Source organism: Aeromonas sp. QDB18 (assembly GCF_027705325.1).
GTDB classification, from domain to species: Bacteria; Pseudomonadota; Gammaproteobacteria; order Enterobacterales; family Aeromonadaceae; genus Aeromonas; species Aeromonas caviae.
The window spans coordinates 1-21,503 of record NZ_JAPDBQ010000008.1 but is presented as its reverse complement, the minus strand read 5'-3'; the positions used below and the strand labels follow the sequence as shown (position 1 = coordinate 21,503).

Genomic DNA, 21,503 nt, shown 5'->3' with positions numbered 1-21,503 from the left:
CGATTGCGGTGTACCGGGCTTGCTGCCGGGGACGCAATAGCAGAAAATTCAACGCAATATAATTAGACGGCACGTTCGGCGACAGGAGTAGGGATGTGGATTTAGGGAGTCTGATAGGCTTAGTGCTGGGGTTCGGGGTCGTGGTGTACGGCATGTTGCTGGGCGGCCCCATGAGCATGTATGTGGACATGCCATCGGTCTACATCACCATACTGGGGTCCGTGTTCATCTGCATGATGAAATTCAACCTCGGCCAGTTTCTGATGGCCTTCAAGGTCGCGGGCAAGGCCTTCATGTACAAGGGGGACAAGCTCGACGATCTCATCACCAAGGCGGTGGAACTGGCGGATGCGGCCCGCAAGGGGGGCTTTCTGGCTCTGGAGGCGGCGGAGATCCCCAATACCTTCATGAAGAAGGGCATCGACATGCTGGTGGACGGCCATGATGCCGACGTGGTGCGTGCGGTGATGGAGAAGGACATCGAACTGACGTCCGAGCGTCACGCCACGGCCATCAAGGTGTTCCGCTCCCTGGGGGATCTCGGTCCGGCCATGGGCATGATCGGTACCCTGGTGGGGTTGGTGGCCATGCTGGCCAACATGAGCGACCCCAAATCCATCGGTCCGGCCATGGCGGTGGCCTTGCTGACGACCCTGTATGGCGCCATCGAGGCCAACATGATTGCCATCCCCATCGCGGACAAGCTGGAACTGCGCAGTGGCGAGGAACAGTTGAGTCGCACCCTGATCCTCGACGCCATCATGGGGATCCAGGATGGACAGAACCCGAGGGTGATCCAGGCCATGTTGCAGAACTACCTGAATCAGTCCAAACGCAACAACGGGACCGAATAGGAGCGCACAGATGGCAAAGTGCAAGTGCCCGCCTCCCGGATTGCCCGGTTACATGGGAACGTTCGCGGATCTCATGTCTCTGCTGATGTGCTTCTTCGTGCTCTTGCTCTCCTTTGCCGAGATGGATGTGCAGAAGTTCAAGCAGATCGCCGGTTCCATGGAGAAGGCGTTCGTGGTGCAGAACATCCTGGAGGTCAAGGATATCCCCAAGGGAACCTCGGTCATCGCCCAGGAGTTTCGTCCTGGTCGCCCCGAGCCGACCCCTATTGACACCATCATGCAGCAGACCATCGACATGACCCAGACCGAGCTGGATTTCCAGCCTGGGGATGCGGACAAGGCGGGTGGACATGACAAGACCGAAGGCCAGCAGAGCGGTGGCGATACCGCCCAGGAGGCCCAGAAGGCGCAGGAACAGTCCAACACCCTGGCCAAGGCACTGGCGGAGCAGATGCAGGCCCAGATCCAGGATGGGGCCATCGAGATAGAGGCGCTGGGTCAGCAGATCATCATTCGCATTCGCGAGAAAGCGGCGTTCCCGGCGGGATCCGCCTTCCTGCAACCCCAGTTCTGGCCGGTGATCCGCAAGGTGGCTGCGCTGCTCAAGGATGTGCCGGGGGAGATCACCGTCTCCGGCCACACCGACAATGTGGCCACCGAGGACGAGTTGTTTCAGTCCAACTGGGAGCTTTCATCCCAGCGGGCGGTGGCGGTTGCCCACCAGATGATCAAGGTGCCCGGTTTTGACGGCAATCGTCTGGTGGTGCAAGGGATGGCGGATTCCCAGCCGCTGGTGCCCAACAACAGCCCGGAGAATCGGCGCATGAACCGACGTGTCGAGATCGCCATCATGCAGGGCAAACCGACGGTGTCGGCTCCGCTTGGCGTCTCGGAATCCAAGTAACGCTGGCCCAAAGCGGGATCCCGCTCGCAGGGGCTGACATGGATTTTGTGGCGGCTTCATATTAAGATGCCCCATCCGAACCGACAGCTGCGGCTCTCTTTTGATTGCCGCAGCTTCTCTTTATAAAGCAACCCAGGTTTCGACTATGAATCATACTCCGATGACTGTTCGCGGCGCTGAAAAGCTGCGTCAAGAGCTCGATTATCTCAAGACCGAGCTGCGTCCCCAGATTATCGAAGCGATTGCTGATGCCCGTGAACATGGCGATCTGAAAGAAAATGCCGAATACCATGCCGCCCGCGAGCAGCAGGGTTTCTGTGAAGGCCGCATTCAGGAAATCGAAGGCAAGCTCTCCAATGCCCAGATTATCGATGTCACCAAGATTGCCAACAATGGCCGTGTCATCTTCGGCGCAACCGTGACCCTGCTCAAAAGTGAAACGGAAGAGGAAGTGATCTACCGCATCGTGGGAGACGACGAGGCGGACATCAAGCAGAACATGATTTCCGTGAACTCCCCCATTGCCCGAGCCCTGATCGGCAAGGAAGTGGATGACGTTGCCATCGTCAAGACGCCGGGTGGCGATGTGGAGTACGAGATCCTGGAAGTTGCCTATCTCTGATTGAACGTCGGGGAAAGAGACAGGGGAGCCGGGCTCCCCTGTTGTCTTTAGTCACCCTGATAGGCCTGGACGAAGGCGTCCTGGTGGCGCTGGAAGAGCCAGTCCCGCAATTGTTCCTGATCCTCCTTGCCCAGCCGGAACTGGACGGCCCAGTCATGGCGATGTGGATTGGCATCCACGTGCCTGACGAGGGTGCCTGTCATGGCCAAGGGAGGGAGATCCTCGATGCGAAGGTATCCGCCAAGTGGATCTCCCTTGGCAAAGGCGTCCGGCAAGCCGGCCACGATGAGACCTCCAAGGGAGAGGCTGTATACCTCGTACTCCGCGTCTTCGGTGCAAAGCACGGCCTTTTCGTCGAGTCGCCAGGCGCGCAGATGGGGCGAACCCAGCTCGGTAATGGTCGGCGCGGCGATGCGCAGCTCGGCGTGGCCCTCCTCTGCCTGGGTGCAGTGGAGCGGGAAACGCAATTGGTAGCCGGCGATGCGGGCTTCGAGTGTCAGGGGCTTGGCTCGCTGCAACAGGCTTTGGAGAGGAAGGGGCAGGGTGCCGCGTAGGTATTGGCTGGTGGCAATGTCTTCATCGTTTCCCAGGTCCCGCAGCATGGCCAGTTCTTCATCGGTGAGGAGCTGATGCTTGTCCATAGTGGGTGTCCACGGCTATTCATCGCAGGTTAAGGGCCTGGCAACTATTTTGGCAAGCGACTTGGGAAGAAGGGAAATGAAGGAAAGAGCGAATGCTCTTTCCTGTTACTTGCGCGGCAACTGGATCTTGGGCTCTTTGGCCTGACGGTAGATGGTCAGTACATGGCCCATGCTCTGTACCTTGATGGCGCCGGTCTCGCGAACGATGGCATCCATCACCAGCTGTTTCATCTCACGATCTTCAGACGCAACCTTAACCTTGATCAGCTCGTGGTGGTTCAGCGCCAGATCGATCTCGGCCAGCACCCCTTCGGTCAGACCGTGTTGTCCCAGCAGGACGACCGGCTTCAGACTGTGGGCCAGGCCCTTGAGGTACTGTTTCTGTTTATTGTTGAGAATCATGGCAATTTCTTCATAAGTCAGGGTTGAAAGGGGCGTATTCTACCCCCACTTAGCCCTTAATACTAATAACCCTTGTGGTTTTTTAAAGTCGACAATCATGACCCAGAAAAAACGTTCCCCCAGTTCAACCCGCTGGTTAAAAGAACATTTCGACGACCAATACGTCAAGAAAGCCCAGAAGTTGGGACTGCGCTCTCGCGCCGTTTTCAAGATCGACGAGATCCAGGGCAAAGACCGGCTGCTCAAGCCGGGGATGACGGTAGTGGACCTGGGGGCTGCTCCCGGTGGCTGGTCCCAATTTGCTATCGACCAGGTCGGTGACAAGGGGCGCGTCATTGCGTGTGATATTTTGCCGATGGATTCCATTGCCGGTGTCGATTTCCTGCAAGGGGACTTTCGGGAGGAAACTGTACTCGGCGCCTTGCTGGAGCGAGTCGGCCCCGATAAGGTGGATGTCGTCATGTCCGACATGGCGCCCAACATGAGCGGTACCCAGCAGGTGGATCAAGCCCGTGCCATGTACCTGGTGGAACTGGCGCTGGACATGTGCAATCAGGTCCTTAGCAGTAATGGCAGTTTTGTAGTCAAGGTGTTCCAGGGGGAGGGGTTTGATGCCTATCTCAATGAAATACGTAGACTTTTCTCTGTCGTCAAGATTCGAAAACCAGACTCGTCCCGTGCCCGTTCACGAGAAGTCTACATTGTGGCTACCGGTTTTAAACTGTAGTACCCTAACCCTCATCGTTAACTGTCAGTCTGCGAGGTCATTGATTTGAGTGACATGGCGAAAAACCTAATCCTGTGGCTGGTCATCGCCGTCGTGCTGATGTCGGTGTTCAATAGCTTCAGCCCCAGCGATACCACCAGTCGCCAGCTGGACTATTCCAGCTTCGTGAAAGAAGTGACCCAGGAGCAGATCCGTGAAGTGCGGATGGATGGCAAGGTCATCAATGGCGTCAAGCGCACCGGTGAACGTTTCACCACCATCATTCCTGCGCCGGATCCCCAACTGCTCAACGACATGCTCAACCATAACGTCAAAGTGATGGGTGAGAAGCCGGAAGAACCATCTCTGATCACGTCCATCTTCATCTCCTGGTTCCCGATGCTGTTGCTGATCGGTGTCTGGGTCTTCTTCATGCGTCAGATGCAGGGCGGCGGCGGCAAGGGTGCCATGTCGTTCGGCAAGAGCAAGGCTCGCCTGATGAGCGAAGATCAGATCAAAACTACCTTTGCCGACGTAGCCGGTTGTGACGAGGCAAAGGAAGAGGTCAAGGAGCTGGTCGACTATCTGCGTGACCCGACCAAATTCCAGAAGCTGGGTGGCAAGATCCCGACCGGCGTCCTGTTGGTAGGTCCTCCCGGTACCGGTAAGACCCTGCTGGCCAAAGCCATTGCAGGCGAGGCCAAGGTGCCGTTCTTCACCATTTCAGGTTCGGACTTCGTGGAAATGTTCGTGGGTGTCGGTGCCTCCCGGGTGCGTGACATGTTCGAACAGGCCAAGAAATCCTCCCCCTGCATCATCTTCATTGATGAGATCGATGCGGTCGGTCGCCAGCGTGGCGCCGGTCTGGGTGGTGGTCACGACGAACGTGAGCAGACCCTGAACCAGATGCTGGTTGAAATGGATGGTTTTGAAGGCAATGAAGGCATCATCGTCATCGCCGCCACCAACCGTCCCGACGTACTGGATCCTGCGCTGCTGCGTCCAGGTCGTTTCGACCGCCAGGTCGTGGTCGGCTTGCCGGATGTTCGCGGTCGTGAGCAGATCCTGAAAGTGCACATGCGCAAGGTACCGCTGGCGGATGACGTCAATCCGGCGCTGATTGCCCGTGGTACCCCTGGTTTCTCCGGTGCCGATCTGGCCAACCTGGTGAACGAGGCTGCCCTCTTCTCTGCTCGCGAGAGCCGCCGAGTGGTCTCCATGCTGGAGTTCGAAAAGGCGAAGGACAAGATCATGATGGGGGCGGAACGTCGCTCCATGGTGATGAAAGAGTCCGAGAAGGAGATGACGGCCTATCATGAAGCGGGTCACGCCATCATTGGTCGCGTGGTGCCGGATCATGACCCTGTCTACAAGGTCTCCATCATTCCGCGCGGCCGTGCGCTGGGTGTGACCATGTACCTGCCGGAACAGGACCGCTGGAGCCACTCCAAGCAGCATCTGGAGTCCATGATCTCCAGCCTGTATGGCGGTCGTCTGGCGGAAGAGCTGATCTACGGTGCCGAGAAGGTATCGACCGGTGCATCCAACGACATCGAACGTGCCACCGACATCGCCCGCAAGATGGTGACCCAGTGGGGCATGTCCGAGCGTCTCGGCCCCATGCTTTACGCAGAAGAGGACGGTGAAGTCTTCCTCGGCCGCAGCATGGCCAAGGCCAAGCACATGTCTGACGATACCGCCCGCATCATCGATGCAGAGGTCAAGCAGGTCATCGATCGCAACTACGATCGTGCCAAGCAGATCCTGCTGGACAACATGGATGTGCTGCACACCATGAAAGATGCATTGATGAAGTACGAGACCATCGATGCCAAGCAGATCGATGATCTGATGGCGCGTCGCGAGGTCCGTGCTCCCAGCAACTGGCATGATGAGCACGGTGACACCCCGCAAGGTGGTGCCAGCGTGAACAACGAGCCGGAGGCCAAGGCGCCGGCTGAAGAGGGCAGTGCACCTCTGAGTGACATCGACAAGGCGAACGATGTCCCGGCCAAATAAGTTGTCATGATACAAACCCCGGGCTTGCCCGCAATGCTGTTCAGATAAGCACATTTTTGACTAATTATTCATAAATGCGACTTGAGTTGGGGGAGCAAGGCTGTTTCCAGTCGATGTTCCTTCAGCCTTTATCCAGCGTGGCTTGCAATAGAAAGAGGGAGGCATCATGCCTCCCTCATTTTTTAGCCCTGATACTACGTGGACTGGAACTCAAATTCTCTTAAGTGAACAGCATTGCGGGCTTGCCCGGGGTTTTTCTTTGCACGAAGAGTTTGCCGCTCTTGTTGGAGGTAGTTGAAGCAATGCAGTTAATCAGCAAGGGACGTACCCTTTCTCTCGACCGTCCCCATGTCATGGGCATTCTCAATGTGACGCCGGACTCCTTTTCAGATGGTGGCCGCTTCAAGCAGATCGATCTGGCGTTGGGTCATGCCCGCGACATGGTGGCCGATGGGGCCACCCTTATCGATATAGGTGGCGAGTCGACCCGCCCGGGCGCCCCCGACGTGAGCGAGCAGGAGGAGCTGGACAGGGTCATCCCCGTGGTGGAGCGCATGGTCTCCGAGCTGGATGTGATGATCTCCCTCGATACCTCCAAGGCTATTGTCATGCGGGAGGGTTGTGCTGCAGGTGGTCACCTCATCAATGATGTCCGCGCTCTGCAAGAGCCGGGAGCGCTGGGCGCGGCGGCCGAGGCTGGCGTACCGGTATGCCTCATGCACATGCAGGGGCAGCCCCGTACCATGCAGGTGGAGCCGCACTATGACGATTTGCTGGGGGAGGTGAGAGCCTTCTTTGACGAGCGGATTGCCGCTTGTCTGGGGGCCGGTATCCCGCGTGAGCATCTGGTACTGGATCCAGGCTATGGCTTTGGCAAGACGCTGGCGCACAACTATCAGCTGCTGGCACAGCAGGCGTCACTGCTCGATTACCAACTTCCGCTCTTGGTGGGCATGTCACGAAAGTCTATGATAGGCAACCTGCTTGACCGCCCGGTAGCCGAGCGGTTGGCTGGTAGTCTGGCCTGTGCCCTGATCGGGTTGCAACATGGCGCCAGGATCATCCGGGTGCACGACGTGCGGGCCACCATGGATGTCTTGCGTACAGGCTGGATGACCATGACGGGACAAGATTTCATATCCAAATAGAAAAACGAGAAACAGACAATGACCAGAAAGTACTTCGGCACCGACGGCGTGCGCGGCAAGGTGGGTGAATACCCGATCACCCCGGATTTCGTCATGAAACTGGGCTGGGCCGCCGGCAAGGTGCTCTCCAAGAAAGGGACCAAGAAGGTGCTGATCGGCAAGGATACCCGTATCTCCGGTTACATGCTGGAGTCGGCACTGGAGGCGGGGCTCTCCGCCGCCGGTCTCAAAGCCATATTGATGGGACCCATGCCCACCCCGGCGGTTGCCTACCTGACTCGCACCTTCCGTGCCGAAGCCGGCATCGTCATCAGTGCATCCCACAACCCCTATTACGACAACGGTATCAAGTTCTTCTCCGCCGACGGCACTAAGCTACCCGATGATGTCGAGCTGGCCATCGAAGCCGAGCTCGACAACGAACTCAAGTGTGTAGAGTCCGCGGAGCTTGGCAAGGCGCTGCGCATCGATGATGCGGCCGGTCGTTACATCGAATTCTGCAAGAGCACCTTCCCCTCCAATCTGAGCCTGGAAGGGCTGAGAATGGTGGTGGATTGCGGTCATGGCGCCACCTATCACATCGCCCCTTCCGTCTTCCGCGAGCTGGGTGCCGAAGTCATCGCCATCGGCTGCAGCCCGGATGGGCTCAACATCAATGACGGCGTCGGTTCCACCGCACCGGAGGCGCTGGCCGCCAAGGTCCAGGAGTGCAAAGCCGATCTCGGCGTCGCTTTCGATGGTGACGGCGACCGTCTGGTGATGGTGGACAGCACAGGTTACATCATCGACGGGGATGAGATCCTCTACATCATCGCCCGGGATGCCCTGCGCCATGGCCGCCTCAAGGGCGGTGTTGTGGGCACCCTGATGGCCAACATGGGACTGGAGCTGGCACTTCAGACCCTGGGCATCCCCTTTGCCCGTGCCAAGGTGGGTGACCGCTACGTGCTTGAGATGATGAACGAGAAGGGCTGGCGCATCGGAGGCGAAAACTCCGGTCACATCATCTGCCTGGATCAGACCACCACGGGGGATGGTATCGTCGCCGCCCTGCAGGTGCTGATGGCCATGCGCAGTGCCGAGATGCCGCTGGCCAAATTGCGTTCGGGCATGAGCAAGTTCCCGCAAGTACTGGTCAATGTGCGCTTCGCCGAAGGCAAGGATCCGCTGACCTCCAGTGTCGTTCAGCAGGAAGTGGCGGCAGTGGAGCAGGAACTGGCCGGCCGTGGCCGGGTGCTGTTGCGCAAATCTGGCACCGAGCCCCTGATCCGGGTCATGGTCGAAGGTGAATACGAACAGCAGGTGCGCGATATGGCAGAGCGCATCGCCAAACAGGTCGAATCGGCGTTTTAATGAACAACCAGGCGGCTTTTTAGTCGCCTTGGTTGTATCTTGTTCAAACGATTAGAAAATTTGAAAATAGCACTTGTCAGCTGAGCATCCTCTGGATATTATCAGCCCCGCTTTCGCAAGGGAGTTGCCGATGGGACATCGCAAGCCGTTTGTAGCAGCCAACTGGAAGTTACACGGTAGTAGGTCGCAGTTAGAGCAGTTTACGAGTCAGTGCACAGAGTGCATTGATGAAGACGTAGATGTGGTCTTGTGTCCATCCCATGTGCATCTCGGTTTCACGGCCGAACTGCTCGGTGAGCAGGGGAGGGTGAAGTTGGGGGCTCAGAACGTGAGCCAGCACAGGCAAGGCGCTTATACGGGTGAAATCTCGTGTGAGATGCTGGTCGAGGCAGGTTGCCGATATGTACTTGTTGGCCACTCCGAGCGCAGGCGTCTCTTTGGTGAGACCAGTTTCATCGTCGCAGAGAAGTTTGCGGCAGTCAGAGCAGCAGGTCTGATACCCATACTTTGTCTGGGTGAGTCAGGAGCGGCGAGGCAGGCAAGACGAACCTTTGAGGTGATTGCTGAGGAACTGGATATCGTCATAGAGAAAAATGGCGCGATGGCTTTCGATAATGCTATCATCGCCTACGAGCCAATCTGGGCTGTAGGTACAGGTAAATGCGCCACACCCGAGCAGGCACAAGAGGTTCATTCCTTTATTCGCGGTCGCTTGGCGGAGGATACTCCGGTAATAGGTGAGAAAGTTAGAATCATCTATGGTGGGAGCGTGACACCGGCCAATGCACAAGATTTGTTTGCGCAGCCCGATATTGATGGCGGTCTGATAGGCAGAGCAAGTCTTGATGGCGAGGCGTTTTTAGGAATAGTTGAAGCGGCAAAGGGTGCAAGTTAAATGTACGAGATTCTTTTGGTCGTTTATCTTCTGGTATCGCTGGCTCTGATTGGTCTGGTGATGATTCAGCAAGGTAAAGGCGCTGATATGGGCGCCTCCTTCGGCGCAGGGGCATCGAATACTGTATTCGGCTCCGGTGGTTCAGGCAGCTTCCTGACCCGCACAACAGCGATTTTGGCTACTCTGTTTTTCTTGATTAGTCTGGTTCTGGGTTCCATGTCCAGCAACAAGGTCAAACAGGGTAGTGAATGGGAAAATCTGCAACAGACTCAACAAGTTGAGCAGAGCAAAGCGCCAGTGAAGAAAGATACTGACGTTCCCGAATAAGAGTTTTGCCGTGGTGGTGGAATTGGTAGACACGCTATCTTGAGGGGGTAGTGCTCTAGGGTGTGCGGGTTCGAGTCCCGCCCACGGCACCAATTAAGTAGTGAACCCGGGTAACCGGGATGTTATAGCCGCTGAGTCTTGTCTCACGAGAGTGAAGTGGCTATAATCTCGCACGATTTCGGACGCGGGGTGGAGCAGCATGGTAGCTCGTCGGGCTCATAACCCGAAGGTCGTCGGTTCAAATCCGGCCCCCGCAACCAAATTTCACGCATTTCCTACGCTCAGGAAGGCGGTCGCTGCGAGGCGACAATCAGGGTAAAGCGCCAAGCCCCGATTTGACATCGGGGCTTTTTGTTATGTGCAATTTACTCTGAATCTATTTCTATCTGGGCTATATGCCCTTTTTTCGTTTTTCGGAGGGTGACTTTGGCTACGTTGGAACAACGTTTGACCGATCTGCTCGAGGCTCCGGTCGTTGCCTTGGGTTTTGAACTGTGGGGTATCGAGTTTATCCGTGCGGGTAAGCACTCGACCTTGCGCGTTTTCATCGACTCGGAGCAAGGCGTGACGGTGGAAGACTGTGCCGAGGTGAGCCGCCAGGTCGGCGCCATCATGGATGTCGAAGATCCCATCACCGAGGAGTACTACCTTGAGGTGTCTTCCCCGGGTTTGGATCGTCCACTGTTCAAGGTCGCCCAGTTCGAAAAATACGTTGGCCAGGAGGCGGCGGTAACGCTTCGGATGGCAACAAACAACCGCCGCAAGTTCAAAGGCGTAATCAAAGCCGTGCAGGGGGACATGATCACTCTGACGGTAGATGGTAAGGACGAGGTGTTGGCTTTCACCAATATCCAAAAAGCGAACATAGTGCCGAACTTTGGTTAACGAGGCTATCGGATATGAATAAAGAGATTTTGCTGGTCGTTGACGCTGTGTCCAACGAGAAGGCTGTCCCCCGCGAGAAGATTTTCCAGGCTCTGGAGACTGCGCTGGCGACTGCGACCAAGAAAAAATACGAAGGCGAGATTGAAGTGCGTGTCGAGATCGATCGCAAGACCGGTGACTATGACACCTATCGCCGTTGGGTCGTGGTGGCCGATCAGGCTTCCATGGAGAACCCGTACGGGGAAATCACTCTCGAAGCCGCTCAGATCGAGCAGCCGGATATCCAGATCGGCGACTATGTTGAAGACCAGATTGACTCTGTGACCTTCGACCGTATCACCACCCAGACCGCCAAGCAGGTCATCGTGCAGAAAGTGCGCGAGGCTGAGCGTTCCCAGGTCGTTGACCAGTTCAAGGACAAGGAAGGCACCATCATCAGCGGCGTGGTCAAGAAGAGCAACCGCGACAACGTGATCCTGGATCTGGGCAGCAATGCCGAAGCCGTGATCTTCCGTGACGACATGCTGCCCCGTGAGACCTTCCGTCCCGGCGACCGTATCCGTGGCCTGCTCTACGCCGTGCGTCCGGAAGCCCGTGGTTCCCAGCTGTTCGTCAGCCGCTCCAGCCCGGACTTCCTGAAAGAGCTGTTCCGCATCGAAGTGCCGGAAATCGGCGAAGAGATGATCGAAATCATGGGCGCCGCCCGTGATCCGGGTTCCCGCGCCAAGATCGCGGTCAAGACCAACGATCGTCGTATCGACCCGATCGGTGCCTGTATCGGCATGCGTGGTGCCCGCGTTCAGGCCGTCTCCGCCGAGCTGAGCGGTGAGCGTGCCGACATCGTGCTGTACGATGACAACCCGGCCCAATACGTGATCAACGCCATGGCGCCAGCCGATGTGGCTTCCATCATCGTTGATGAAGACAACCACACCATGGACATCGCCGTGGAAGCCGCCAACCTGGCCCAGGCCATCGGCCGCAACGGTCAGAACGTGCGTCTGGCCTCCCAGCTGACCGGTTGGGAACTGAACGTGATGACCGTCGAGGACATGCGTGCCAAGCACCAGGCCGAGAACGACCGCATCCTGACGCTGTTCACCAGCACCCTAGATATCGACGACGATTTCGCCGGCCTGCTGATGGAAGAGGGCTTCTCCACTCTGGAAGAGATCGCCTTCGTCCCGGTCAACGAGCTGCTGGCCATCGACGGTCTGGATGAAGACATGGTCGAAGAGCTGCGCAAGCGTGCCAAGGATGCCCTGACCACCAAGGCCCTGGCCAAAGAAGAATCCTTTGAAGGCGTCGAGCCTTCCGAAGAACTGCTCAATCTCTCCGGCCTCGGTCGTGAAATGGCCTATGCCCTGGCCGCTCGCGGTGTCGGCACCCTGGAAGATTTGGCAGAGCAAGGTATCGATGACCTTGCCGACATCGAAGAGTTGACCGCCGAGAAGGCTGGTGAGCTCATTATGGCTGCTCGCAATATCTGTTGGTTCGGAGAAGAGCAGTCTGAATAAGGTCAAACGGAGGAAAATGAATGGCAGAAGTATCAGTTAAGCAACTTGCCACTGACATCGACACGCCGGTTGATCGTCTTCTCCAGCAGTTTGTCGATGCCGGCATCGTGAAGAGCAAGGCCGACGACATGGTCAGCGAGTCTGAGAAACAGACTCTGCTGGCACATCTGAAGAAACAGCATGGAGGTGACGAGGTCACCGCACCTGCTCGCATGACCTTGCAGCGCAAGACCAAGAGCACTCTGAGTGTTCAGGGGACTGGTGGCAAGAACAAGGAAGTGCAGGTAGAAGTGCGCAAGTCTCGCACCTATGTAAGACGCTCGGCGCTGGAAGATGAACAGCGCCAGGCGGAAGCCGAGGAAACAGCGCGTTTGGAAGCAGAAGAAAAAGCTCGTCGCGAGGCCGAAGAGAAGGCCCGCCTCGACGCTGAAGAGAAGGCTCGCCGTGAGGCTGAGCAGGCTCGTCGTGAAGCTGAGGAAAAGGCGCGGATCGAGGCACAACAGAAGGCTCGACAGGCTCAACAGCCCGCCAAAGCAGCCGGTAGCACAGCTCAGCAAGAGGCAGAAAAGATGGCCAAGCGCGAAGCAGAAGAACTGAAGCGCCAACAGGAACAGACAGCTTTGCAAAAAGCTGAAGAACTCGCCGCGAAGAAAGCCGAAGAGGCTCGCATCATGGCGGAACAGAATGCGGCCCGCTGGGCTGAAGAAGAAGCGGCTCGCGCCAAAGAGAGCAGCGATTACCATCTGACCACCAACAAGCACGCGCAAGCGGCCGAAGATGAGTTGGATCGTAAGGAAGAGACCAGCCGTCGCACGGCTGCCGCTGCCAAGGCGCCGAAGAAAGTCGGCCGTCGCGAAGACGACCGCAATGACCGCAACTCCCGCGATCCGCGTGCCCGCAAAGGCAAGCGTGGCAAGATGGCCATGCCGAACGCCATGAAACACGGCTTCAACAAGCCGGCTGCCGTGGTCAACCGTGACGTCGTCATCGGCGAGACCATCACAGTGGCGGAGCTCGCCAACAAGATGGCCGTCAAGGGCGTTGAAGTCATCAAGGTGATGATGAAGATGGGTGCCATGGCCACCATCAACCAGGTGATCGACCAGGAGACCGCTCAGCTGGTCGCCGAGGAGATGGGTCACAAGGTAGTGCTGCGCCGTGAGAACGAGCTGGAAGAGGCGGTACTGTCCGATCGTGACGAGACCTCCGAAGCCAAGCCGCGTGCGCCGGTCGTGACCATCATGGGTCACGTCGACCACGGCAAGACCTCGCTGCTGGACTACATCCGTAAAGCCAAGGTCGCGGCGGGCGAAGCCGGTGGCATTACCCAGCACATCGGTGCGTACCACGTCCAGACCGACAGCGGGATGATCACCTTCCTGGATACCCCGGGTCACGCGGCGTTTACCTCCATGCGTGCTCGTGGTGCCAAGGCGACCGACATCGTTGTTCTGGTTGTTGCAGCTGACGACGGTGTGATGCCGCAAACCATCGAAGCTATCCAGCACGCCAAGGCGGCCGGTGTGCCGCTGGTTGTTGCGGTGAACAAGATCGACAAGCCTGAAGCGGATCCGGATCGCGTCAAGACCGAGCTGGCCCGTTACAACGTCATGTCCGAAGACTGGGGTGGCGATTGCCAGTTCGTGCACGTCTCCGCCAAGTCTGGCGAAGGCATCGACGACCTGCTGGAAGCCATCCTGATCCAGGCCGAAGTCCTGGAGCTGAAAGCGGTGGTTGACGGCATGGCCAACGGCGTCGTGATCGAATCCTTCCTGGATAAAGGTCGTGGTCCGGTTGCCACCGTGCTGGTACAGGAAGGTACTCTGCGTCAGGGCGACATCGTTCTGTGTGGTCTCGAATACGGCCGGGTTCGCGCCATGCGTGACGAACTGGGTCGCGAGATCAAGGAAGCAGGTCCCTCTCTGCCAGTGGAAATCCTCGGCCTGTCCGGCGTTCCCTCTGCCGGTGACGAAGCCACGGTCGTGCGTGACGAGAAGAAAGCCCGTGAAGTGGCGCTCTACCGTCAGGGCAAGTTCCGCGAAGTCAAGCTGGCCCGCCAGCAGAAGGCCAAGCTGGAAAACATGTTTGCCAACATGACCGAGGGCGAAGTGTCCGAAGTGAACGTGGTGATCAAGGCCGATGTACAAGGCTCTGTGGAAGCGATCTGCGATGCGCTGGTCAAACTCTCCACCGACGAAGTGAAGGTGAAGATCGTGGGTTCCGGCGTAGGTGGCATCACCGAAACCGACGCGACCCTGGCCGCGGCTTCCAGCGCCATCCTGGTGGGCTTCAACGTCCGTGCCGACGCTTCTGCGCGCAAGGTCATCGAATCCGAGAGCCTGGATCTGCGTTACTACTCCGTCATCTATGACCTGATCGACGAAGTGAAGCAGGCCATGAGCGGCAAGCTGGCTCCTGAGTATCGTCAGGAGATCATCGGTCTGGCTGAAGTGCGTAGCGTCTTCAAGTCGCCGAAGTTCGGCGCCGTTGCTGGCTGTATGGTCACCGAAGGTGTGGTCAAGCGTTCCAACCGCATTCGCGTTCTGCGTGACAACGTGGTTATCTATGAAGGCGAGCTGGAATCCCTGCGCCGCTTCAAGGATGACGTCAACGAAGTTCGCAACGGCTACGAGTGTGGTATCGCGGTCAAGAACTACAACGACGTGCGCGAAGGCGACCAGATCGAGGTGTACGAGACCGTTGAAATCCAACGGACTCTGTAAGCCGAGAGTTAGACAAAATAGGGGGCCGCGGCCCCCTTTTATCGCAGGATAGAATATGGCCAGAGAATTCAGCCGGACCCGTCGGGTCGGACAGCAGATCCAGCGTGAAATCGCGCTGATCCTGCAGCGCGAGGTGAAAGACCCGCGCATCGGCATGGTGACCGTCTCCGACGTGGAGGTCTCCAAGGACCTCAACTATGCCAAGGTTTATGTCACCTTCTTGCAACTGGAGAATGACGCCGAGCGCATCAAGGAAGGGCTCAAGGGCCTGACCGAGGCTGCCGGTTACATCCGCAGCCTGCTGGGTAGCGCCATGCGTCTGCGGGTGGTGCCCGAGCTGCGTTTCTACTACGACCAGACCCTGGTCGAGGGGATGCGCCTCTCCAACCTGGTGACCAACACTGTGCGTGAAGACAAGCGTCGCATGACTGAAGCCGGTCGTGACGAAGAGCAATCCGCACCGGATGACACGACTGAGGATAACGCCTGAGATGTCTCGTAGACGTCGTTTCAAAGGCCGTGACGTACACGGCATCCTGCTGCTGGACAAACCGACCGGCCTGACTTCCAACGATGTGTTGCAGAAGGTCAAGCGGATCTACAACGCCGCCAAGGCTGGCCATACCGGCGCCCTGGACCCCCTGGCCACCGGCATGTTGCCGATCTGCCTCGGGGAGGCCACCAAGTTCTCCCAGTATCTGCTGGAAGCGGACAAGCGCTATGAGGTGACCGCCAAGCTGGGCGAGCGCACCAATACCAGCGACTCCGACGGCGAGGTGGTTTCCACCCGCCCGGTGAACGTGGCGGTGGGCACCCTGATCGAGGCGCTGGACCAGTTCCGCGGCCCCATAATGCAGGTGCCGTCCATGTACTCCGCCCTCAAGCACAACGGCCGCCCGCTCTACGAATATGCCCGTGAAGGGATCGAGATCGAGCGGGAAGCCCGTCCCATCACCATCTTCGAACTCAAGCTGCTCGGCTTCGAGGGGGACGAGGTGAAGCTGGAAGTGCATTGCAGCAAGGGTACCTATATCCGCTCCCTGGTGGACGATCTGGGGGAAGTGCTGGGCTGTGGCGCTCACGTCACCCAGCTGCGTCGCACCCAGGTGGCGAGCTACCCCTACGAGCGGATGCTGACCCTGGAGCAGCTCGAGTGTATCTTCGAGCAGGCCAAGGCCGAAAGCATTCCGCCACGGGAGCAGCTGGATCCCCTGTTGCTGCCGATGGACACCGCCGTGGCCTCTCTGCCCGAGGTGAACATGCTGGTCGCCGTGGCCGCCTATGTGAACCAGGGTCAGGCCGTGCAGGTCGCAGGTAGCCCCCAAAGCGGCCAGGTCCGCATGACGGTTGGCCCGGAGCGCGAATTCATCGGGGTTGGCGAGATCGATGACGAGGGGCGCGTGGCGCCCAAGCGTCTTGTTCGCTACCACGACGAGGAGTGATCCTCAGGCGGTATCGGTCTGTCACGCGTCTTTCCCGTTGCGAAAAGGGGCGGGGACGATTATGATACCGCCCTCATTTCACGGCTGAATTAGAGATTGGCTGTGAACCTTTAAACACTCTACTGGAGTAATACCATGTCTCTAAATGCTGAGATCAAAGCTCAAATCGTTGCCGACAACGCTCGTGGCGCCAACGACACCGGTTCCCCCGAAGTGCAAGTTGCCCTGCTGACTGCCCAGATCAACCATCTGCAAGGTCACTTCAAGGAGCACGCCAAGGATCACCACGGTCGTCGCGGTCTGCTGCGCATGGTTTCCCAGCGTCGTAAGCTGCTGGACTACCTGAAGCGTAAAGACGTTCAGCGTTACGCTGCTCTGATCGCCAAGCTGGGTCTGCGTCGTTAATCGACCATCAGATTTCGCAAAAAAGGGGAACCGCGAGGTTCCCCTTTTTTATTGCCCGTTTCAAACAGGATGCAGGCCGTTGCCTGCCTCACAGAATTGACGTCCGCGCTTACCTTTTGATGCGAATCAAGTATACTTGCACGCGAATTTAAAGCGCCAAATTGTTAAAAGGAAATTCACGTGAATCCTATTGTAAAGTCATTCCAGTACGGTCAACACACCGTCACACTGGAAACCGGTGTGATGGCCCGTCAAGCCACTGCGGCCGTCATGGTCAGCATGGACGATACCTGTGTCTTCGTGACTGTCGTTGGCAAGAAAGAGGCCGATCACGGCCGTGATTTCTTCCCGCTGACCGTCAACTATCAGGAGCGTACCTATGCTGCTGGTCGTATCCCGGGTGGTTTCTTCCGTCGTGAAGGCCGTCCGAGCGAGGGTGAGACCCTCATCTCCCGTCTGATCGACCGTCCCATCCGTCCGCTGTTCCCGGAAGGCTTCCTCAATGAGGTTCAGGTGGTTGCCACCGTCATGTCCGTGAACCCGGCCGTTTCTCCCGACATCGTTGCCATGATCGGTGCCTCCGCGGCCCTGGCCATCTCCGGTATCCCGTTCGGCGGCCCGATCGGTGCAGCCCGCGTGGGTTACATGAACGGCCAGTACGTGCTGAACCCGACCACCACCGAACTGCCCCAGAGCGATCTGGATCTGGTGGTTGCCGGTACTGCCAATGCGGTGCTGATGGTGGAATCCGAAGCGGCCATCCTCTCCGAAGAGGTGATGCTGGGCGCCGTGGTCTACGGTCACGAGCAGATGCAGACCGTGATCAACGCCATCAATGAATTCGCTGCCGACGTCGGTACCAAGCCCTGGGACTGGACCCCGCCTGCCGTCAACGAAGCGCTGAAAGCCAAAGTTGCCGAACTGGCCACAGCTGAACTGGGTGAAGCCTACCGTATCACCGAGAAGGCTGTTCGTTACGAAACCATCGCTGCCATCAAGGGCCGCGTGGTCGAGCAAGTCATCGCATCCGGCGTGGAAGAAGATGCCAAGAAGATCGGCGAAGAGTTCCACAGCCTGGAGAGCCGCATCGTCCGTGGTCGCGTCGTACGTGGTGAGCCGCGTATCGACGGTCGCGATCCGGAAATGATCCGCGCCCTCTCTGTCGGTACCGGCATCCTGCCCCGTGCCCACGGTTCTGCCCTGTTCACACGTGGTGAAACCCAGGCCATCGTGGTCGCCACGCTGGGTACCGAGCGTGACGCCCAGAACATCGACGAGCTGACCGGCAATCGCGCCGATCGCTTCATGCTGCACTACAACTTCCCGCCCTACTGCGTCGGCGAGACCGGCATGATGGGCAGCCCGAAGCGTCGTGAGATCGGTCACGGCCGTCTGGCCAAGCGCGGCGTTGCTGCCGTGATGCCGAGCGCCGCCGAGTTCCCGTACGTGGTGCGCGTGGTCTCTGAAATCACCGAATCCAACGGCTCCTCCTCCATGGCGTCTGTCTGTGGTTCCTCCCTGGCGCTGATGGATGCCGGTGTGCCGATCAAGGCCTCCGTTGCCGGTATCGCCATGGGTCTGGTGAAGGAAGAAGAAGGTTTCGTCGTGCTGTCCGACATCCTGGGTGACGAAGATCACCTGGGCGACATGGACTTCAAGGTAGCCGGTACCAGCGAAGGTGTGACCGCGCTGCAGATGGACATCAAGATCGAAGGCATCACCAAAGAGATCATGGAGATTGCGCTGAAGCAAGCTCGTGGCGCTCGTCTGCACATCCTGAAAGTGATGGACGAAGCTATCCAGGCTCCCCGTGCCCAGATCTCCGATTTCGCACCGCGCATCCACACCATCAAGATCAATCCTGAGAAGATCAAGGACGTGATCGGCAAGGGTGGTTCCGTGATCCGTGCACTGACCGAAGAGACCGGCACCAACATCGAGCTGGATGATGACGGTACCGTTCGCATCTCCGCCGTGGCCAACGAAGCCGCCATGGAAGCGATCCGCCGCATCGAGGCCATCACCGCCGAGATCGAAGTGAACCGCATCTACGAAGGCAAGGTCGTGCGCCTGGCTGACTTCGGCGCCTTCGTCAACATCCTGCCGGGTAAAGACGGTCTGGTGCACATCTCCCAGATCACCGATGCCCGCGTGCAGAACGTGGCCGACTTCCTGAAAATCGGTGACGTGGTGAAGGTGAAGGTACTGGAAGTGGACCGTCAGGGCCGTGTACGTCTCTCCATCAAGGAAGCGAACGCACCGACCGAAGCGGCTGCTGCTCCTGCTGCTCCTGCTGCCGTTGCCGTCGAAGAGCCGGCTGCCGAATAAGGCTGCCGTATGTGAAAGAGCCGACCCTTGGGTCGGCTTTTTTGTGCCTGTCGCCCGGCATGGCGCAGATTGTCTCCTTGTTCCTTTTGGCGCCCCTTGATATAAGGGACGACCCCGCTTCGTTGGCAAAAGGAATTGCAGCATGTCATGGGCCTACCTCAGGCAGTTTCCTTCCCTGGTCTGGATCGTCATCCTGGGCACTTTCATGGTGCGTACCACCTTCTTCATGGTCTGGCCCTTTCTCTCGATCCTGCTCTACCGTGACTACGGACTTTCGGCGACCCTGATAGGCCTGATCCTGGGGGCCACGGCGGCGCTTTCCACTCTTGTCAGCTTCTATGGCGGCTGGCTCTCGGACAAATGGGGGCGGCGCAACATCCTGCTGTTCGGCTGCCTGGTTTCCGCCGCCAGTGTGGCCCTGCTCGGCCTCTCCCATCAGGTGGGCTGGCTGGCACTCGGAGTGATCGGCAGCGGACTCTCCTACGGACTCATCGACTCACCGGGCAAGGCACTGATGGCCGACAATCTGGCCGAGCCCAAAGCCCGTGAGCTGGCGCTGCACCTGCGTTATTTCCTGCTCAACCTGGGGGCGGCCATCGGTCCTCTGCTCGGCGTCACCTATGGCCTGAGCGCGCGTCAGGAGACCTTCCTGTTGCTCAGTGCCAGCTATCTGCTGCTTGGCATCGTCTTTGTCATCGGGTTCAGGCTGGCAGGTTGCCACACCAGCCAGGCGGCCGGGCCCGGCATGCGCGCCGTGCTGCGGGTGCTCTGGCAAGACAGGGGGTTTCTGCTGCTGATCATGGCCAATCTGCTGCTGATGCTGGTCTATGCCCAGTTCGAGTCGCCCCTCATCCAGTATCTGACCCGCGCGGGGACGCCGGAGGTGGAGCGGCTCATCGGCTGGCTGGTGACGACCAACGCGCTGACCATAGTGATGCTGCAGTTCCCCCTGCTGCACCTGACTGCCCGCTGGTCATTTGAAGGGGAGCTATTTCGGGGCGGCCTCCATCTCCGGACTCGGGGTGGCCATGGGGGCCTTGCTGGGAGGCTAGGTGCTGGCCCACTGGGGCGGGAGCTGGCTTTATGCCCTGATGGCGCTGCTCTGCCTGGTGATCCTGATGCTCTATGGTCTGAGTACCCGGACCTCGCGCACTGCGCTGGTCCGGGCCGGGCCCTGACGGCTAGAAGGTCAGCACCTTGTCGGCGGCCAGAGTCCATTGAGCCAGCAAGGGGAGGGTGCCTATCTCTATGCCCTCGACAAGGGGCAGCGGGGTGATGCCGCGCGCATCGGTGCAGCTCTTGCAAAGCCGGATCCGGGTGCCCTGAGCCAGCAGTATCTCCAGCATCTGGCGCAGGTTGTAGCCCTCGGCCGGAGCCTGCCCGGCCAGAGCCGCAGTGACGGCATCCGACATCAGGAAGAGGTTGAGGTCTACCTTCGCCTCCTCTTTGAGGGCGATGCCGAGGCGCAGAGCATTGAACAGGGACTCGCTGCCATAGGGGGCGCCGTTGGCAATGATGAGAATGTGTTGGGTCATGTGGCTCTCCTGATTGAAAGGGCCATTGTAGCTTTGGCGAAAGCGGCCCGGCATGATGCAGAGCACACTCTGTCGTAGCCCGGCCCCGTGTGTCTTGACCTCACACAGGGAGTCAGGTCTCATGGACGGCCATCCAGTATGACAGAACAAAGAGGTTGTTATGTGGAAGATCGCCGGAATAGGCTTATTGTTGTTGGCCGGACAAGCCTATGGTAGTGAAAACATCGGCTGCAAGGCCAGACAGCAGGCCGTGACGGATCAGCTTGCGTTCGCCAGGGCGCACAACAACCAGGAGCAGGTAGCCGGCCTTGAGCGGGCACTGCGCAACCTGGAGGCCCATTGTACCGATGCTGGGCTCCTTGAGGAGCAGCAACGCAAGGTGGTCAAGCAGAGGGAAGAAGTGGAAGAGCGGCTGGCCGAGTTGCAGAGCGCACGGGTATCGGGCAAGCCGGACAAGATTGCCAAGAAGCAGTCCAAGCTGGAGGAGTCCCAGGCCGAGTTGCTGGAAGCCCAGCGCGAACTCGAAGCGCTGCAAAAACTGGTCATACCAATCAGATTAAAGATGTGATCTAATTGCTCTATTCTGGTTTCACTGTACTCAGTATGTCCGATCCAATCGATTTCTTGGCCCTCGCCAAGGCAGAAACCAACGCCAGGAAACGCATGCGATTCCTGGCGTTAGCACACTTTCAAGAAGGTCATTCCAGAACTGACATTGCCCGCTTTCTCAAAGTCAGCCGCACAAGTGTCAACAAATGGGTGAGCAACTTCTTGCTACACGGCGTGGCGGGGCTGGA

21 protein-coding genes, 2 tRNA genes and 1 pseudogene are annotated in these 21,503 nt (G+C 58.4%); 21 read left to right on the top strand and 3 right to left on the bottom strand.

Annotated elements, in window-relative coordinates; all coding sequences use genetic code 11:
• The first annotated feature begins 95 nt into the window (after positions 1-95).
• From pomA to greA, 3 genes are all read left to right on the top strand, one after another.
• Complete coding sequence (gene pomA / locus OKC30_RS02835) at positions 96-854, top strand: flagellar motor protein PomA (protein WP_029314770.1); 759 nt, start codon at positions 96-98, stop codon at positions 852-854.
• A gap of 10 nt (positions 855-864) precedes the next feature.
• Complete coding sequence (locus OKC30_RS02830; RefSeq protein WP_270809558.1) at positions 865-1,758, top strand: flagellar motor protein MotB; 894 nt, start codon at positions 865-867, stop codon at positions 1,756-1,758.
• A 145-nt stretch (positions 1,759-1,903) separates the two neighbouring features.
• Positions 1,904-2,380, top strand: a complete 477-nt coding sequence (gene greA, locus OKC30_RS02825; RefSeq protein WP_045525791.1) for a transcription elongation factor GreA — start codon at positions 1,904-1,906, stop codon at positions 2,378-2,380.
• A 47-nt stretch (positions 2,381-2,427) separates the two neighbouring features.
• Here greA and OKC30_RS02820 read toward each other — a convergent pair whose 3' ends face one another.
• Both OKC30_RS02820 and yhbY read right to left on the bottom strand, forming a co-directional pair.
• The gene (locus OKC30_RS02820) at positions 2,428-3,021 is read right to left on the bottom strand and encodes a PilZ domain-containing protein (protein WP_109112129.1); all 594 of its coding nucleotides are present in this window, start codon (positions 3,019-3,021) and stop codon (positions 2,428-2,430) included.
• A gap of 105 nt (positions 3,022-3,126) precedes the next feature.
• On the bottom strand, positions 3,127-3,423 hold the full coding sequence (gene yhbY / locus OKC30_RS02815) for a ribosome assembly RNA-binding protein YhbY (protein WP_010675376.1): 297 nt from the start codon (positions 3,421-3,423) through the stop codon (positions 3,127-3,129).
• 97 nt (positions 3,424-3,520) lie between these two features.
• Between yhbY and rlmE the strand changes: the two genes are divergently transcribed.
• From rlmE to OKC30_RS02735, 16 genes and pseudogenes are all read left to right on the top strand, one after another.
• The gene (rlmE, locus tag OKC30_RS02810; protein ID WP_010675375.1) at positions 3,521-4,150 is read left to right on the top strand and encodes a 23S rRNA (uridine(2552)-2'-O)-methyltransferase RlmE; all 630 of its coding nucleotides are present in this window, start codon (positions 3,521-3,523) and stop codon (positions 4,148-4,150) included.
• Between the two features lie 45 nt (positions 4,151-4,195).
• Entirely contained in the window at positions 4,196-6,148 is a 1,953-nt protein-coding gene (gene ftsH, locus OKC30_RS02805; RefSeq protein WP_104455437.1) for an ATP-dependent zinc metalloprotease FtsH, read from the top strand.
• A gap of 302 nt (positions 6,149-6,450) precedes the next feature.
• Complete coding sequence (gene folP, locus OKC30_RS02800; RefSeq protein ID WP_113977507.1) at positions 6,451-7,296, top strand: dihydropteroate synthase; 846 nt, start codon at positions 6,451-6,453, stop codon at positions 7,294-7,296.
• Between the two features lie 18 nt (positions 7,297-7,314).
• Entirely contained in the window at positions 7,315-8,649 is a 1,335-nt protein-coding gene (gene glmM, locus OKC30_RS02795) for a phosphoglucosamine mutase (protein WP_160837297.1), read from the top strand.
• Positions 8,650-8,779: 130 nt separating this feature from the next.
• Entirely contained in the window at positions 8,780-9,544 is a 765-nt protein-coding gene (gene tpiA / locus OKC30_RS02790) for a triose-phosphate isomerase (protein ID WP_039040288.1), read from the top strand.
• Entirely contained in the window at positions 9,545-9,871 is a 327-nt protein-coding gene (gene secG / locus OKC30_RS02785; RefSeq protein ID WP_010633113.1) for a preprotein translocase subunit SecG, read from the top strand. It abuts the gene before it with no gap.
• 7 nt (positions 9,872-9,878) lie between these two features.
• Positions 9,879-9,963: transfer RNA gene (locus OKC30_RS02780), tRNA-Leu, on the top strand.
• Between the two features lie 91 nt (positions 9,964-10,054).
• A tRNA-Met gene (locus tag OKC30_RS02775) sits at positions 10,055-10,131 on the top strand.
• Between the two features lie 166 nt (positions 10,132-10,297).
• On the top strand, positions 10,298-10,756 hold the full coding sequence (gene rimP / locus OKC30_RS02770) for a ribosome maturation factor RimP (RefSeq protein WP_010675370.1): 459 nt from the start codon (positions 10,298-10,300) through the stop codon (positions 10,754-10,756).
• Positions 10,757-10,770: 14 nt separating this feature from the next.
• Positions 10,771-12,273 carry a transcription termination factor NusA gene (nusA, locus tag OKC30_RS02765; protein ID WP_039040286.1) on the top strand — a complete coding sequence of 501 codons (1,503 nt, stop codon included), beginning with the start codon at positions 10,771-10,773 and terminating at the stop codon, positions 12,271-12,273.
• 20 nt (positions 12,274-12,293) lie between these two features.
• Entirely contained in the window at positions 12,294-14,996 is a 2,703-nt protein-coding gene (infB, locus tag OKC30_RS02760) for a translation initiation factor IF-2 (protein WP_043153231.1), read from the top strand.
• Positions 14,997-15,051: 55 nt separating this feature from the next.
• Positions 15,052-15,486, top strand: a complete 435-nt coding sequence (rbfA, locus tag OKC30_RS02755; RefSeq protein WP_010675366.1) for a 30S ribosome-binding factor RbfA — start codon at positions 15,052-15,054, stop codon at positions 15,484-15,486.
• 1 nt (position 15,487) lies between these two features.
• Positions 15,488-16,438 (top strand): tRNA pseudouridine(55) synthase TruB, encoded by a 951-nt coding sequence (truB, locus tag OKC30_RS02750; RefSeq protein WP_010675365.1) that lies wholly within the window; start codon positions 15,488-15,490, stop codon positions 16,436-16,438.
• A 135-nt stretch (positions 16,439-16,573) separates the two neighbouring features.
• On the top strand, positions 16,574-16,843 hold the full coding sequence (gene rpsO / locus OKC30_RS02745) for a 30S ribosomal protein S15 (protein WP_010675364.1): 270 nt from the start codon (positions 16,574-16,576) through the stop codon (positions 16,841-16,843).
• A gap of 180 nt (positions 16,844-17,023) precedes the next feature.
• Complete coding sequence (gene pnp, locus OKC30_RS02740; protein WP_160837295.1) at positions 17,024-19,171, top strand: polyribonucleotide nucleotidyltransferase; 2,148 nt, start codon at positions 17,024-17,026, stop codon at positions 19,169-19,171.
• Positions 19,172-19,313: 142 nt separating this feature from the next.
• Positions 19,314-20,349: pseudogene (locus OKC30_RS02735) on the top strand (MFS transporter).
• A 3-nt stretch (positions 20,350-20,352) separates the two neighbouring features.
• Here the strand turns inward: OKC30_RS02735 and OKC30_RS02730 are convergent.
• Entirely contained in the window at positions 20,353-20,706 is a 354-nt protein-coding gene (locus tag OKC30_RS02730) for a DsrE/DsrF/TusD sulfur relay family protein (RefSeq protein ID WP_043153224.1), read from the bottom strand.
• Positions 20,707-20,866: 160 nt separating this feature from the next.
• Between OKC30_RS02730 and OKC30_RS02725 the strand changes: the two genes are divergently transcribed.
• Together OKC30_RS02725 and OKC30_RS02720 are read left to right on the top strand one after the other, a co-directional pair.
• Entirely contained in the window at positions 20,867-21,274 is a 408-nt protein-coding gene (locus OKC30_RS02725; protein ID WP_160837293.1) for a DUF1090 domain-containing protein, read from the top strand.
• A 35-nt stretch (positions 21,275-21,309) separates the two neighbouring features.
• A partial coding sequence (locus OKC30_RS02720) for a helix-turn-helix domain-containing protein (protein WP_270809557.1) occupies positions 21,310-21,503 on the top strand: 194 nt, incomplete at its 3' end.

What these genes read in the sequence shown, in the direction of transcription:
- OKC30_RS02830 (WP_270809558.1), top strand. Translation starts at nt 865, where the DNA reads ATGGCAAAGTGCAAGTGCCCGCCTCCCGGATTGCCCGGTTACATGGGA.
- greA (WP_045525791.1), top strand. Translation starts at nt 1,904, where the DNA reads ATGAATCATACTCCGATGACTGTTCGCGGCGCTGAAAAGCTGCGTCAA.
- OKC30_RS02820 (WP_109112129.1), bottom strand. Translation starts at nt 3,021, where the DNA reads ATGGACAAGCATCAGCTCCTCACCGATGAAGAACTGGCCATGCTGCGG.
- yhbY (WP_010675376.1), bottom strand. Translation starts at nt 3,423, where the DNA reads ATGATTCTCAACAATAAACAGAAACAGTACCTCAAGGGCCTGGCCCAC.
- rlmE (WP_010675375.1), top strand. Translation starts at nt 3,521, where the DNA reads ATGACCCAGAAAAAACGTTCCCCCAGTTCAACCCGCTGGTTAAAAGAA.
- folP (WP_113977507.1), top strand. Translation starts at nt 6,451, where the DNA reads ATGCAGTTAATCAGCAAGGGACGTACCCTTTCTCTCGACCGTCCCCAT.
- glmM (WP_160837297.1), top strand. Translation starts at nt 7,315, where the DNA reads ATGACCAGAAAGTACTTCGGCACCGACGGCGTGCGCGGCAAGGTGGGT.
- tpiA (WP_039040288.1), top strand. Translation starts at nt 8,780, where the DNA reads ATGGGACATCGCAAGCCGTTTGTAGCAGCCAACTGGAAGTTACACGGT.
- secG (WP_010633113.1), top strand. Translation starts at nt 9,545, where the DNA reads ATGTACGAGATTCTTTTGGTCGTTTATCTTCTGGTATCGCTGGCTCTG.
- nusA (WP_039040286.1), top strand. Translation starts at nt 10,771, where the DNA reads ATGAATAAAGAGATTTTGCTGGTCGTTGACGCTGTGTCCAACGAGAAG.
- infB (WP_043153231.1), top strand. Translation starts at nt 12,294, where the DNA reads ATGGCAGAAGTATCAGTTAAGCAACTTGCCACTGACATCGACACGCCG.
- rbfA (WP_010675366.1), top strand. Translation starts at nt 15,052, where the DNA reads ATGGCCAGAGAATTCAGCCGGACCCGTCGGGTCGGACAGCAGATCCAG.
- truB (WP_010675365.1), top strand. Translation starts at nt 15,488, where the DNA reads ATGTCTCGTAGACGTCGTTTCAAAGGCCGTGACGTACACGGCATCCTG.
- rpsO (WP_010675364.1), top strand. Translation starts at nt 16,574, where the DNA reads ATGTCTCTAAATGCTGAGATCAAAGCTCAAATCGTTGCCGACAACGCT.
- OKC30_RS02730 (WP_043153224.1), bottom strand. Translation starts at nt 20,706, where the DNA reads ATGACCCAACACATTCTCATCATTGCCAACGGCGCCCCCTATGGCAGC.
- OKC30_RS02725 (WP_160837293.1), top strand. Translation starts at nt 20,867, where the DNA reads ATGTGGAAGATCGCCGGAATAGGCTTATTGTTGTTGGCCGGACAAGCC.